The sequence below is a fragment of the Phaeodactylibacter sp. genome, assembly GCF_022763345.1.
Taxonomy (GTDB): Bacteria; Bacteroidota; Bacteroidia; order Chitinophagales; family Saprospiraceae; genus Phaeodactylibacter.
Window position 1 is genome coordinate 20,788 of record NZ_JALEGS010000087.1, and the last position, 14,567, is coordinate 35,354.

Sequence of the window (14,567 nt, forward strand, 5' to 3'; positions counted from 1 at the left end):
TGATCCCGAGTGTAGGGGCACTATGTTTTCTTAAAAACTTGCATAAAGTTGCAAACAAAATGGCATTAATTTTAATTATTTGCTGTATTATGCATTGAAATTGGCGGTATGGCTCAATAAAATACCGCATTTCGGGCAAGGCTTAGAATCAATACCAAATAACACTTTACACCAATCGCTATTAACAAAAACAACAGATTATGAAACAAAGCCTACTCAAGGCGAAGATGCCGCTACTGATGCTCCTCATGCTGGGGCTGCCACTTCTGGCATTTTCGCAGAAAATCAACTTCACGGTTAGTGGCACCGTACAAGACTATGACGGCAACCCGCTTATTGGTGCTTCTGCTTTTGTGGAAGGGCTGGCCATGGGCGCGGTTACCGATATTGACGGGCAGTTTGCCATTAAAGGAGAAGCCGAAGCAGGGGAGTACCAACTTCAGGTTACCTATGTGGGCTTCACACCGGTAAGACGAACGTTTGCCATCAGCGCAGCGGCACCAGAAGTTACGCTGGAGATCAGCCTGGCCGATGATGTCATGGACATGGAGGAGGTCGTTGTAGTAGGCTCCTCCGTAACCACTAAACGCAAGCAGCTCGGCAACGCGGTCAATGTGCTGAAGTCTGATAAGCTCACCGTCGCTAACCCACAGGGGGTGACGGGCGCACTGCAGGGTAAGCTTCCAGGCGCACGTATTACGCAAAACTCTGGAGACCCTGCCGGTGGCTTCAGCGTGCAGTTGCGGGGGGCAAGTACACTCTTGGGGTCTTCGGAACCCCTTTACGTTATCGACGGTGTTATTATCAGCAACAATACCACCAATGTAACCAATATCAATGCCGGCGGCGGCGCTTCCCAGCCGGGCACCAACCGACTGGCAGATATTAACCCGAATGATATCGCTGATATTACGGTTATCAACGGTGCCGCGGCGGCTGCTCAGTACGGCTCACGGGCGTCCAATGGGGTGGTGCTCATTACCACCAAGCGGGGCAAGGCCGGTAAGCCTTCATTTAGCTATTCTTCCGGTTTTAACGTTAATGAGCTACGCAAGCCGGTTTACGTAAACCTGAGGGGCGAACAGTTCGGCAGCGCTGATCAGCGCCTTTACCCTATTGCAGGGACAAACGCGGACGGAAACCTTACCGTTGGCGCCAATTTCTCCACAGAGAAAGTACCAGTGACCCGCTACGATTACCAGGATCAGATTTTTGATACCGGCTATGGTACTGATCAGCACCTTTCGGTACGCGGCGGCAATGAGCAGTCCAATTATTATGCATCGTTGTCGTATACCCTCAATGAGGGCATCATCCGCAATACGGATTTTCAGCGTTATGGTGCCCGCTTCCGCTTCAATCAGTCGGTAAGCGACTGGGCGAGCTTCTCCATCGGGCTGAATTATAACAACTCGTTTTCCAACGAACGGCCGGACGGCAACGTCTTCTGGTCCCCAATCAATGCCTTCAATATTACCAACAACATCTGGGATATCACGCAGCGGGATGAGCTGGGCAATCTGCAGTCTGTGGAGCCTACCCGGGTGAACCCACTCAGCGTTATCGAAGATTTTGACATCACACAATCAGTCAACCGGGCTATTTCTGACTTCCAGCTCAAACTTTTCCCGCTTAAAGGCCTGACAATCGACTACATAGTCGGGGTAGACGCGTACAATCAGGAGGGTAATATCTTCATCCCTCCTTATCCATACGCTCCGGTCAATCCTACTTACTTCGACGATGGCTATGCTTCCACGGCTAACAACAACGTCTTCCTGATCAACAACGACATCAATATCTCTTATGAGAAGGAAATTAGCAGCAGCCTGGTATCCATCACTAAAGCAGGCTTCTCTGACCAGTATTCTCAGAATGCGTTCTCGGTGGCCCAGGGCCGCGGGCTGGCGCCATTTGTGGAAACGGTCAATGGTGCGAGTATCATTCTCAACCCGGCGGCCAATACTGACCGCTTGCGCATCTGGGGTTACTACCTGCAGCAAACCTTTGGGCTGAACGACCGCCTGTTCCTGACTGCGGCAGCCCGGGTGGATGCAGCCAGCTCCTTTAGCGAAGACAACCGCAATATTATTTACCCTAAGGTGAGTGCCAGCTACGTCTTATCCAGTGAGCCTTTCTGGCAGGAAAGCGGACTGGGCAGGACTATCAGCCTCTTCAAGCTCCGTGCTTCATGGGGGCAGGCAGGTAACCTGACGGCCATCGGGCCTTACGCCCGTTTCTCTACCTATAACACCGGTAACCTTGCAGGCAGCGTAGCTATCAACCAAAGCAGCACCCTGGCCAACCCGGATGTGCGCCCCGAGGTGAATACAGAAACAGAAATCGGAGCAGATGTCTCCTTCCTGAAAGACCGTATTGGTATGTCATTTACCTGGTATAATCAGGATATTGACGACCTTCTCGTGAGCCGTTCTCTGGCCGCTTCTCAGGGTGGTAGTGCCATTACAACTAATGTAGGGTCGCTGGAAAACAAAGGTGTGGAAGTCCTGCTCTATGGCTCGCCTATCCGCAAGCGCGATTTCAGCTGGGATATCTCCCTCAACTTCTCCCGCAACCGCAACCGCGTCACCAACCTCGGGCAGGCGCGTACGGCGGTGCCTAACGTAACCGGTGCACCGATCTTCCTGGTTGATGATCAGCCGCTGGGCGTATTCTTTGGAACATATATTGCCCGTGACGACAACGGTGACCCTCTGCTTACCCCCGAAGGCTTCCTGCAACAGGAGCGGGGTGATGCTGCTACCAATATGCCACAGCGGGATGCTAACGGGCAGCCAACAGGTACGCCTCTTCAGCAGGTTATTGGTGACCCTAACCCCGACTACATCCTGGGCGGTAGCACCACCTTCAACTACAAGCGCTTCGGAATTACAGCTGTAATCGAGAGCGTACAAGGGCAGGACGTATTCGACGCCGACAAGCGGACCCGTCAGGGCGTAGGTATCGGTGAATACGCTGAGCAGGAACTATCCGGCGAACTGCCGCGTGGCTGGATTTGGGCCATGTACCCCATCCTGGAATGGCGGATTTCTGACGGCTCCTTTACTAAGCTCCGGGAGTTGTCTGTGAGCTATACCATCCCGGATATTGGCGGTGTGCTGAGTAATACCACCATATCTGTGGGGGGGCGCAATCTCTTCTCTATTGACAACTTCACCAGTTACGATCCGGAGACCAATGCCGGTGGGCAAAGTAACCTGATGCGGAACGTCAACTTCGGTAATGTGCCCATTCCACGGGTATACACCCTGAACATCCGTACCAATTTCTAAACCTGTAGAACCAGAAAAAGCAAACTATGATGATTTCAAGATATAAAACCCTCAGCAGCCTGTTAATGGCCCTGATGCTTTTAGCCAGCTGTGAGACAGACTTTACCAATCCCGGCGCTGCCACCGAAGATCAGGTGCTGAACAGCCCTGATGGCCTCATCGGCCTGGCAGTAGGCATTCAAAAACGCTGGAGTGTGGGGCGGCAGAGCCCGGTTTATACTACCGTGACAGCCGCTGGTTTTACGACCTTCGAGCTGCGCCTCATCAACCCGGGCAACAGTGAGGAGAACGCCTTGTCCATTGGCAAAGATGAGCTGATCGGTACCAACGGCGTGGTGTCCAATCTCTGGGAAGAAGCCCTGCTGGTCCGCAATGAGTCAGATCAGATCCTGGTGAATGCAGAAAAAATTCCGGATGCCGGGGTGCGCTCCGGCCTAATCGCAACTGGTGCGATTTTCAAGGCGCTGGCTAATGGCACCCTGGCTCAGTTTTTTGAGCAGCTGCCTTTGGCAAATGCGGAGAATGCGGTGTTCAGCTCCCGTGAAGCGGCGCTGGAAGATGCGATCGCAGCCCTGGAAGCGGCACGCAGCACAGTCAACGCAGCACCGGTGTCCGCTGCGTTTTTGGACAAAACCCCTGCTAGTATTGACGCTATCAACACCATCAATGCACTACTGGCGCGTTACCACAACATGCTCGGCAACCACGACGCGGCTATTGAAGCCGCGAACCGGGTCGACTTGTCCTCCATGTCCACTTTTGCTTACGATGCGGTCAATACCAACCCCATCGCTTTTGTCTCTATCCTAACCAACAACGTCTATCAGCCGGTCGACCTCACCCTCGGGCTGCCTGATGGGCTGGCACCGGATGCTGGCGATCAGCGCCTGCCGTTTTACTTTCAGAACCTGACCCCTGACAACAACGATTTCCGTGCGGCGGCGTTCTGGGATGCACCAGATAAGGCTATCCCGGTGTACCTGCCTGGAGAAATGGCCCTCATCCGTGCCGAGGCGCTTGCCCGCAAGGGAATGGTAGGAGAGGCTATTGATGCGCTGAACGAGGTGCTGACCAAACAGCCCACCGAGGATGCTTTCGGGGTAGGTGCCGGCCTTAATGCTTACACTGGAGCAGAAACGCAGGAGGCGGTACTTGATGCCATCTATGCCAATCGGTGTATTGAGCTGATGATGTCCGGGCTGCGCCTGGAGGACAGCCGCCGCTTCGGCCGCCCGGCTCCCAATACCGACAATGAAGAGCGCAACCGCAATTTCTATCCGTATCCGGACAGTGAGCGGGCCAACAACACCAACACACCGGAAGACCCCGAGATTTAAACAGCTGTTTTTTTAGAAGGGACTTCACAATATTTATAGTTTAAAAGGCGGGGAACAGTGGCGTTATTTTCGTCCGCCGTTCCCCGCTCTAATGCTACCAATATGGCATATTCTGAAACAGACATCCTTAAAACCTGGCAGCTTAATGCCAAGCCATGGATTGAAACACTGGAGAACGGAGATATCCCCTCCCGTGCACTGGCAACGAATCAAGCGATAGTGGATGCCTGCCTTAGCCTGAAACCCCAACGTGCTTTGGATATTGGGTGTGGGGAAGGCTGGCTGTGCCGGGCCCTGGCTGAAGCTGGGGTGGAAATGACCGGCCTGGATGGTGTTCCGGGGCTGATTGCAAATGCACAGCGCAAAGGCGGAGCTCAATACCTCACCTGTTCCTATGAAAAATTGCTCAGTGGGCTGCCTGAGGGGCTGAAACCCCCTTATGACCTGGCGGTTTGCAATTTCGCCTTGTTTGGAAAAGACCTGACCGTTGCGCTCGCAGAGGTGGTGCACAGCCTGCTTACAGCGAAAGGCCGCTGGGTCATCCAAACGTTGCATCCGGATTACCCCATGGCTGCACCGCCTGGCAGCTGGGCCACTGAAGACTGGTCGGCTATGAAGCGGTCTTTCCAGTCGGGTTACGCCTGGTACCGTTGGACTAAAGCGGGCTGGCAGGAAATGCTGCAACGTGCTGGCTTTAAAGAATTTAAATGGGAAGAGGTATACGTGGGTGAGGCTTCCTCTCCCCTTTCTCTGCTTATTGAAGCTGGAAAATAAGCCTGGGTTTAGCGGAGGATGCTTACATTTGCCCTTCGCAAAAAACCGATACCGAATGATATCCGATATCCTCCTGAAACTGGTGGCCGAACGTACCGGGCTGCCCATCCGCAAAGTCAAAAACACCCTGGAGCTCTTAGTGGACGGGGCTACCATCCCCTTCATTGCCCGTTATCGTAAGGAAGCCACAGGCTCGCTTGATGAAGTGCAGATTGCTGAAATACAGCGGGAGCACAAGCAACTGGAAGACCTCCAAAAACGCAAGGAAACCATCCTGTCGGCTATTGAAGAGCAGGGCAAGCTCACCGATGACCTGCGCCGCCGCATTGAGCAGACCTACGACAGTACTACGCTGGAGGACCTTTATCTGCCGTATAAACGAAAGCGCAAAACCCGGGCTTCTGTGGCTCGCGAAAAAGGATTGGAGCCATTGGCCGAGCAGCTCTTCCGGCAACAGGACCGGGATGCAGAGCGGGCCGCAGCGCCTTTCCTGAATGATGAGGTGCCTAATGAGGAAGAAGCTTTGCAGGGCGCGCGGGATATCATTGCTGAATGGATAAATGAAGATGAAAAGGCCCGTAATCTCGTGCGGGCAGCCTTTCGCCGGGAGGCGACCATCCGCTCTAAGGTGGCGCGTGGCAAAGAAGAGGAAGGCGCGAAGTACCGCGATTATTTCGATTTTGAGGAACCGCTGAAGAAATGCCCTTCCCACCGTATGCTTGCTATCCGCCGGGGAGAGGAGGAAGGTATACTGCGGGTGTATGTGACGCCCGATGAAGACGATACCATTTACCGCCTGGAACGCAAGTACGTTGAGGGCAACGGCAGTGCTGCCCGGCAGGTGAAGGAGGCAGTGCAGGATGGCTACAAGCGCCTGCTGAGCCCAAGCATAGAAACGGAATTCCGGAACCTCTCCAAAGCACAGGCTGATGAGGAAGCGATTGGCGTATTTGCTACCAACCTCCGGCAGTTGCTACTGACTGCTCCCCTGGGGCAAAAGCGTACCCTGGGTATTGACCCGGGTTTCCGTACCGGCTGCAAAGTGGTGGTGCTGGATGCAAGTGGCAATCTGCTGGACAATACCGCCATTTATCCTCACCCGCCTCAAAAGGATCAGTATCAGGCGATGGAGACTCTGAAGCATTTGGTGCGGCAATTTGAAATAGAAGCGATTGCTGTAGGCAATGGTACGGCGGGGCGGGAAACCCTTAGCCTTTGCCAGGCAACTGATTTCGGGCGGAAGCTGGATATTTTCTCAGTTAATGAAGCCGGAGCGTCCATTTACTCCGCCTCTGAAATCGCACGCGAGGAGTTTCCGAATGAGGATGTGACCGTGCGCGGCGCAGTCTCTATTGGCCGCCGCCTGATGGACCCGCTGGCGGAACTCGTTAAGATTGACCCTAAAAGCATAGGCGTAGGCCAGTATCAGCACGATGTCAATCAGACCCGGTTAAAGGAAAGCCTGGATCAGGTCGTGGAAAGCGCGGTGAACTCCGTGGGCATCAACGTGAATACGGCCAGTCAGCACCTGCTTACTTATGTATCTGGTCTGGGGCCAACGCTAGCCAAAAATATCGTGACTTACCGGTCTGAAAAAGGGCCTTTCCAATCCCGCCGGCAGTTGCTCAAAGTGCCGCGTATGGGGGAAAAGGCGTTTGAACAGGCGGCGGGCTTCCTGCGCATACGGGAGGGCAAGCATCCACTCGACAATACCGCTGTGCACCCGGAGACGTACCCGATTGTGGAGCAGATGGCCAAAGATCTGGGCTGTACGGTACAAGATCTGATCGATCAGCCAAAATTGCGGAAGCAGATCGACCTGCGGCGCTACACATCTGAGACGGTAGGCCTGCCGACACTCAACGACATTATGAAGGAATTGGAAAAGCCGGGCCTCGACCCGCGCGGTACCGCCAAAACCTTTGAGTTCGCCAATATTCATACCATCAATGACCTGGAAATCGGCATGGTGGTGCCGGGCATCGTCAATAACATCACCAATTTTGGTGCCTTTGTGGATATAGGGATCAAGGAGAGTGGCCTGGTGCACATCAGTCAGCTCGCCAACAAGTTTGTGAAAAATCCGGCCGATGTGGTCACCCTGAATCAGGAGGTTATGGTCAAAGTGATGGACGTGGATCTGAAGCGGGGGCGGGTGCAGTTGTCAATGAAGGCGGTGTAGGATCACAACACCCGCTCCCGCAACCGCGCCACCAATACCTCCGGAGCCGCATCAATACTTAACACCACCGCATCAGCAGGCGGCTCAAGCGCATCAAACTGAGATTGCAGCAGGGCCGGGGGCATGAAGTGGTCCTTGCGGGCTTCCATCCGGGATTTGACCAGGTCGTAGCTGCCTTCCAGGTAGACCCAGGTGGCTTGGGCTTCTATACCGGCGCTGAGGGTGGCTCTGTACCGGGCCTTGAGAGCAGAACAGGCCAGCACCAGGGACTGCCCCGCTTCGAGCTTTTCGACAACGAACCGGTGTATGGCTGCCAGCCAGTCCGCCCGGTCTTCGTCCGTCAGCGGCTGCCCGGCGGCCATCTTTTCGACGTTGGCATCGGGGTGGAAATCGTCCCCATCGTAGAAGGGGAGGCCTGTGGCTTCGGCAAACTGCCGCCCAATGGTTGACTTCCCACTTCCTGCGACGCCCATGATGTAGATGACCTGGCTCATAGGTTCAGTAATGTGTTGAGAACAAAAGGGCTACCAAAGTTGGTGCACAAGCGGTTTGATATCCGCTTCGTAAAGCCCCTGTATCTTTTTTAGTACGTCATCACTCAGGGGTGCTGCTTCGGCTGCCGCCAGGTTGCTGTCAACTTGCTCGGCACGAGATGCACCGGGGATGATGGTGCTCACCTCCGGGCGGCGCAGAATCCATTGCAGAGCTGCATGGGTGAGGGGGTAGCCTTCCGGCAAAAAGCCTTCGATTTTGTCTACTGCTTCCAACCCTGTTTCAAACGGGATGCCCGCGAAAGTCTCCCCTTTGTCAAACCATTCCCCATTGCGGTTACCGTGGCGGTGGTCGCCTGCTCCGAAGGTGGAGGATTTGGAAAACTTACCGGTTAGCAGCCCGCTGGCCAGGGGCACACGTACAATAATCCCAACATTTTTGGCCTGTGCCGCTCCGAAAAAGTGCTCCTCCGGGCGCTGCCGGAACATGTTGTAGATGATCTGCACGCTGGCCACGTTGTCATATTCCAGTGCTTTCATCGCTTGTTCCACCTTTTCCACGCTTACGCCAAGGTGCGCGATTTTGCCTTCTGCTTTGAGGTCCTCAAAAAGACCGAAAATTTCGGGCCGGTAGTAGACTTCCCAGGGCGGGCAATGGAGCTGTATGAGGTCGATTTGCTCCAGGCCAAGGCGTTTCAGGGAGTCTTCTACATAGCCCCGCAACGCTTTTGGCGTATAGCCCTCGCTGACATGGGGATTGATCTGCCGGCCGCATTTGGTGGCCACGTAGATGCGCTCGTCGGATTCCCGGACCGCTTTGCCTACCGCTTTTTCACTTTCACCGGCTTCGTACACATCGGCGGTATCAATGAAGTTGACGCCCTGATCGATGGCGCTACGAAGGATGGACTGTGCCAGATCGTGGTGGAAGCCGCTGCCCCATTTCCCGCCTACCTGCCAGGTGCCCAGGCTGATGGTGGAGATGTTGAATCCGGTCTTTCCTAAGGTTCTGTATTGCATAATTCAAGGTTGTGCTTGCCCGGTCATCTCTAGCAGCTTTAGGATGGTTTTCCAGTTGCGGGTGGTGGCGGGCACTTTCAGTTTGCGTTCTATAAAGTTGTTGTTGAGTTTGGCACGACCGTACCCTTTTGGGCAGTGCAAGTACACGGCTTTGCCCTTAAGCTCGAAGTGCTCATCGGGGAAGGACAGTCTGGTAAAGGCCTTAGCCGCCTCCACTTCCGGGACAGTCTCCAAAAAGGTCACCAACATACGGGCAGGATCAGCGGCCGCAGCTTGCGGAAATGGGTTGCCCACTGCCACATGTTGCAGCTCCTCTGAGCTGACCACCAGCGTAGGGACCTCAAAACCGTATGCTTCCAGGATTTTCCCCTTAATCGTGGCAGCGAGGTGTCCCTCAGGGGCAGCCGGGCTTTCGAACGTAATATTCCCACTTTGGATGTAGGTTTGCACGTCGCCCAGCTTCAGGTCGCTGAGGTGCACCCGCAGGTCAGCCATCTTGATTTTCTTTTGCCCGCTGACATTAATGCCACGCAGCAAAGCGATGTACTTCGGCATAGCTGGTTATTTCCACTCAATAATCGTCTGCAGCAGGTCGCTGGAGTTCGGCCCCACCATGATGTCAAAAGTGCCGGGCTCGGTGACAAATTGGCCATCAGGCATGTAGAAGCCCAGCTCTTGTGGCGTCAGCCGGAAGGCAACCGTTCGGCTCTCGCCGGGTTGCAGCATCAGCTTCTCAAACCCTTTCAGTTCCTTGGTGGGGCGTACCACGCTTGCTGCCCGGTCCCGGATGTAGAGCTGAACAACCTCTTCCCCGGCCCGGTCGCCGGTATTGGTTAGCTTAACCGTTACCTCTACAGACTGCCCGCGTAGATTTGCCCGGAGGTTATCGTAGGCAAAGGTAGTATAGCTTAGCCCATAGCCAAATGGGAAAAGCGGGCTGAGGGGCGAGTCGATGTAGTGGGTGTAAAAGACATCTCCCTTAGTATTGGGGCGGCCGGTATTGTGCATATTGTAGTGGATGGGGACCTGTCCGAGATTGCGGGGGAAGGTCATTGGCAGCTTGCCACTCGGGTTGTAGTCGCCGTACAGCACCTGGGCGACGGCATGGCCGGTTTGAGAACCCAACTGCCATGCTTCCACGATAGCCGGGATGCGCTCTGCGGCCCATGGAATGGTCAGCGGGCGGCCATTGTTGAGCACCAGCACAACGTTGGGATTGTTTTCGTAGATTTTTTCCAAAAGTTCCTGCTGCAGGCCGGGCAGGCTGATATCGGTGCGGCTGCGGGCTTCTCCGCTCATAAAGCCATGTTCGCCGAGTACCATGATGACAACATCGGCATTCTGAGCGGCCTCAATCGCTTCCGCCATACCGGTCCGGTCGGTGGTGTTGACTTCCACCGGGGTCACAAAAGTGGGTTCATTGGACCAGAGCTTTGGCCCCTCTGCAAAGGTGATTTCATTGCCTTCATAGGCAGAAAGCCCTTCTAAGACGGAGACAGCGGTACCATCATCGGAGCCGATGCGCCAGCTGCCGAGAGGACTGGTTTTGTCATTGGCGAGCTGGCCGATCAGGGTGATTTTAAGACCTTCCTTTTTCAGGGGGAGCAGGTTGCCTTCATTTTTGAGCAGCACAATCGATTTCTTAGCCATATCCAGGACGGCATCCTGATGAGCCTCATTGTAGAGGAGTGCTTCTTCCCGCTCCTCGTTGCAGTACCGGTACGGGTCTTCAAACAGCCCCAGCATATACTTGGCGCGAAGGATACGGCGCACAGCGTCATCAACCAGGGATTCACTGACGGCACCAGACTCCACGAGATCCTGTAGGTGATTGATGTAAGCGTAGGACTCCATATCTATATCGGAGCCTGCCGTGACAGCTTGCTTAGCCGCAGCCTTCAGGTCTTCAGAATAGCCATGTTCTTCCATCTCGGCAATGGAGGCCCAGTCCGAGACCACTACTCCTTCAAAGCCCCACTTACCTTTCAGTAAATCCCGTTGCAGGTAGCTGCTGCCGGTCACCGGCTGTCCGTTGAGGAGGTTAAAGCCATTCATAAAACTGCCAACGCCTGCCTCGACGGCTGCCCGGAATGGGGGCAGGACGGTGTTGTGCAGGGTTGCCGTACCGATGTCTGCAGTGTAATAATCCAAGCCAGACTGGGCAAACCCGTAGCCGGCAAAGTGTTTGGCGCAAGCCATGATAGTGTTGTTGGCGCTGAGGTCTTCGCCCTGAAAACCCCGGATACGCGCGGCAGCAATAGCACTGCCGAGGTAAGTGTCCTCCCCGCCGCCTTCCATGACCCGGCCCCAGCGGGCATCACGGGAGATGTCCATCATGGGGGCAAAGGTCCAGCTGACGCCGGTCGCTGAAGCTTCAGTAGCAGCCATACGGGCGGAGGCTTCAATGGCTTTAAGGTCCCAGCTGGCGGCTTCTGCCAATGGGATGGGGGCCAGGGTCTTGTAGCCATGGATGATATCGGAAGCGAAAATCAGCGGAATGCCCAGGCGCGACTCCTCAACGACCAGCTTTTGCATAGCCCGGACTTCCTCTACGCCCCGTACATTCAGCACGGAACCCACCCTGCCATTGCGGAGGTCTTCGTATTTGCGTTTGGCGTTTCCAGCGGAAGGAGCAGGCCCTGTGGCTTCCCAAAAACCGCTGTACTGATTCATTTGCCCGACCTTTTCCTCCAGCGTCATTTTAGAGAGCAAGTCCTCGATAAATTGATCCATATTGTCGGTTTGTGCCTGTGCAGCGCATAGCCATGCTGCCGCCAGTATAGATAGGAGTGTCTTTTGCATAGAAGTAACCTGGTTTTTTATGAAATTGGTAAAAGAGCCGATGCGGCGAGTAGTTTTCCTGAACTTTTATGCTGTACCTCAATCCGGCACTTTATGTTTTCTGAATCTGGTAAAGCATTAATGGGTAAAGATAGAGACAGCGGCTTAGAGATCGGGAATTGGTGAAATTTATTACTTGAAATAACACCGATTAATTCCCGGCGGACTTCCACCTGGCCGCTATTGTTAAGGTAGTCTGAGCCGGGGCTCAGCAGCGGGTTGCCGGCCTGATCAAAAAACCGGGCTTTCACGATCGTCCGGGTTTGATTGGTAATTTGCCCGGCAATCGAAATATTGAAGTAAAAAGTGCCATCCCGAAAAGAACGGGAAAAATTAACCTCCTGAAGGCGCGCTTCTGGACTGGCAACAGGTGGCAGAAAAACTTTGGTGTTCAGCTTGTCCGTGGAAAGGGTAAGCGATTGAGCAATGGACGAGCCTGGCGTTTGGGCAGGAAGGCTAAGTTCTGCAGAAACGGCATCAAGGGTTTTTCGGGGGAGCTTGAAAGTTTGTAGCCCTTTAATAATATCCTCTTTGCTTGCCAGTTGGCTGATGTCAGCGTAAGCGACCGCTGTGCCCGGCTGAGGGGATAGCGGAACCGGCGTGTCGCTGTCTTCATCCTCCAGGAGCTCATACCCCACCACTACGCCAGTAGCCAGTAGGGCACCGAGTACGGCTGCATTTCTTGGGTTGCGCAAAGCTGTTTTCCCATATTGTGCAAACTGCCGCATCTGAGCGGGCGTAGCGGTTTTAGAAAATCGTATTGCCAGCCGGGCATTCGGACTGATCTGTCCTACCCGCTGTAAGTCATCAGCAGAAGAAATGACCGTTCGCCTGATGGCCTGATTGCCGAATGGGCTGGCGTTGTTCACCACGAGGGCTTTGTCGCTTTCAGCCGTGACGATATACCGGGCCAGGTCATCCATGGTGACCGGACCAGCCGGTGCTACTGTTGGGGCTCCACTGCCACCGCCGCAAGCCTGTAGCAGGGCTGCCGTGAGCAAGAGGTAAAAGGGTAGTCGCATAGTTTATCAGTTTTTGCAATGCTTCTCTAATAAGGCGTCAGCAATGGGGAAGCCCATGTTTTGCACTTCCTTCCAGTCTGCGCAGGCCTGTTGTGTATCCTGGTAAAAGTGGATATACAGATAGCCTCGGTTGGTAAGGGCCAAAGGATGGTTTGGCGAGATACGAAGGGCCGTATTCAGGTCTTCCAGGGCTTGTTCCCAGTCGGGATTACGCTGCTGCATGAGCAGGGCGGCCCGTTCAATATAGGCCTCAGTGAATGCTGGCTCTTTGTGGATGACGCTGGTGAAGGTCTTTATCGCTTTCGAAGTTTTTCCGCTCCGGCGTTCATTAATGCCTAGCAGGAACAAATCGACTTTCTCCCGGTGTTCTGTATCAAAAAGTTTGGCCTGTCCGTCCGGGTCTTGTTCCCATTTGCGGAAGAAGTCGAGCAGCTTGATTGCTTTTTGCATGAGCTGCTCGCGTTTTATATGTGTGGACTCACTCTGCTGTTCTGAAGACAGCCAGAGTTCGCCTTCCAACCCCCTGATCTCCGCCTGAAGCCGACGGGCAGAAAAGGCCACGGGCAACCATTGCTGTTGTTCGGCACTGAACTGTAACCGCTCAACGGCTTCTTTTAGCCGGCCATCAGCCAGGATAAACCGGATGGATTTTGCCGTAGGAAGGTTGGGGCGTGGCATTGCTTAGGTTTTTCGCCCCCATAATACGAAATTCCCGGTAAATTTCAACCCAATTAGTCAGGCCGGGCTTTTGATATAGTTGACAACCCGCCGTACCGTTTTGCGGCGGATTTCCCGTTCCAGTTCCCGGTTGATTTCGCGCAGAATGTATTGGAACTTCAGGCTTACGCTGTCTTTGCGGATGTCTACCACCTTGAGGTTGTAGCTCTGTGGCTCGATATGTGCTTCGTATTCCTGAATAGACCGGATGAGGTCTGATTCTAGTTCCTCTACAGTCTCAATAGCAGCAGTCAGGACTTCAAACTCGATGCTCACCTTCTTGATTTCGCGCCGGGTGTAATTGACGATTTCGCTAGTGAAGACTTTGTTGTTGGGGATGAAAATCACATCATCGTCTTCATTGAGCAGAGCAATTTTGGTGAGGTTGATATCTATAATTTTCCCCTTGTGCTCTCCGATTTTCACATAATCGTCGATGGTGACTTCCCGGGAAAAGCTGATAATAATCCCGCTGATAATTTCCGACACATAGTCTTTGGAGATGATGGCAATGGCAGCTGCTACAATACTCAGGGTCGTAAAAAGGGTCTTCAGGTCAATGTTCCAGAAACCCAGAATAGTAATCATAGCCGCGCCAGTGAGCACGATATAATAGATGTTGCGTAAGCCTAATAAGACGTTATCATTTTTAGAGGAGGGGAGTTTTTTATTGCGGCGGTACAGGTAACTCAGGATAGCTACGGCCAGACTGGCACTCAGAGCGAAGACGATGAACCCCATCACCAGGCTGGCATGGGCTGCCCACGGATCATCCAGGTAAGATGCGGCAGGCAGGTTGATCCGAATAGCAATAAGCGCAGCAAGCAGCAGAGAGCGAAGTGCGACCTTCAACCCTCCCTTACTGAAAGAGGACATAATCGATCAATTGT

Annotated in this window: 11 protein-coding genes; 4 read left to right on the forward strand and 7 right to left on the reverse strand. The window is 53.9% G+C overall.

Features of this window, described 5'->3' with window-relative positions:
• The first annotated feature begins 200 nt into the window (after positions 1-200).
• From MRY86_RS22465 to MRY86_RS22480, 4 genes are all read left to right on the forward strand, one after another.
• Positions 201-3,293 (forward strand): SusC/RagA family TonB-linked outer membrane protein, encoded by a 3,093-nt coding sequence (locus MRY86_RS22465; protein ID WP_293564117.1) that lies wholly within the window; start codon positions 201-203, stop codon positions 3,291-3,293.
• A 26-nt stretch (positions 3,294-3,319) separates the two neighbouring features.
• Positions 3,320-4,630, forward strand: coding sequence for a RagB/SusD family nutrient uptake outer membrane protein (locus MRY86_RS22470; protein WP_282780747.1), 1,311 nt, complete (start codon positions 3,320-3,322; stop codon positions 4,628-4,630).
• 102 nt (positions 4,631-4,732) lie between these two features.
• Complete coding sequence (locus MRY86_RS22475; RefSeq protein WP_282780745.1) at positions 4,733-5,404, forward strand: class I SAM-dependent methyltransferase; 672 nt, start codon at positions 4,733-4,735, stop codon at positions 5,402-5,404.
• A 55-nt stretch (positions 5,405-5,459) separates the two neighbouring features.
• Positions 5,460-7,586, forward strand: coding sequence for a Tex family protein (locus MRY86_RS22480; RefSeq protein WP_293564116.1), 2,127 nt, complete (start codon positions 5,460-5,462; stop codon positions 7,584-7,586).
• Positions 7,587-7,588: 2 nt separating this feature from the next.
• Here the strand turns inward: MRY86_RS22480 and MRY86_RS22485 are convergent, their stop codons facing one another.
• Genes MRY86_RS22485 through MRY86_RS22515 form a run of 7 tightly spaced genes read right to left on the reverse strand, consistent with a single transcriptional unit; the run spans position 7,589 to position 14,553 of the window.
• A complete protein-coding gene (locus tag MRY86_RS22485; RefSeq protein WP_293564115.1) occupies positions 7,589-8,080 on the reverse strand; it encodes a gluconokinase in 492 nt (163 codons plus the stop codon).
• 30 nt (positions 8,081-8,110) lie between these two features.
• The gene (locus MRY86_RS22490) at positions 8,111-9,097 is read right to left on the reverse strand and encodes an aldo/keto reductase (protein WP_293564114.1); all 987 of its coding nucleotides are present in this window, start codon (positions 9,095-9,097) and stop codon (positions 8,111-8,113) included.
• Positions 9,098-9,100: 3 nt separating this feature from the next.
• Positions 9,101-9,652, reverse strand: a complete 552-nt coding sequence (locus tag MRY86_RS22495; RefSeq protein WP_293564113.1) for a DUF1697 domain-containing protein — start codon at positions 9,650-9,652, stop codon at positions 9,101-9,103.
• Positions 9,653-9,658: 6 nt separating this feature from the next.
• Positions 9,659-11,899: a beta-glucosidase BglX gene (gene bglX / locus MRY86_RS22500; protein ID WP_293564112.1), complete on the reverse strand. Its 2,241-nt coding sequence runs from the start codon at positions 11,897-11,899 to the stop codon at positions 9,659-9,661.
• Between the two features lie 17 nt (positions 11,900-11,916).
• A complete protein-coding gene (locus MRY86_RS22505) occupies positions 11,917-12,960 on the reverse strand; it encodes a hypothetical protein (RefSeq protein ID WP_293564111.1) in 1,044 nt (347 codons plus the stop codon).
• A gap of 6 nt (positions 12,961-12,966) precedes the next feature.
• Positions 12,967-13,638 carry a hypothetical protein gene (locus MRY86_RS22510; RefSeq protein WP_293564110.1) on the reverse strand — a complete coding sequence of 224 codons (672 nt, stop codon included), beginning with the start codon at positions 13,636-13,638 and terminating at the stop codon, positions 12,967-12,969.
• A 57-nt stretch (positions 13,639-13,695) separates the two neighbouring features.
• On the reverse strand, positions 13,696-14,553 hold the full coding sequence (locus MRY86_RS22515) for a mechanosensitive ion channel family protein (protein ID WP_293564109.1): 858 nt from the start codon (positions 14,551-14,553) through the stop codon (positions 13,696-13,698).
• Between the last annotated feature and the right edge of the window lie 14 nt (positions 14,554-14,567).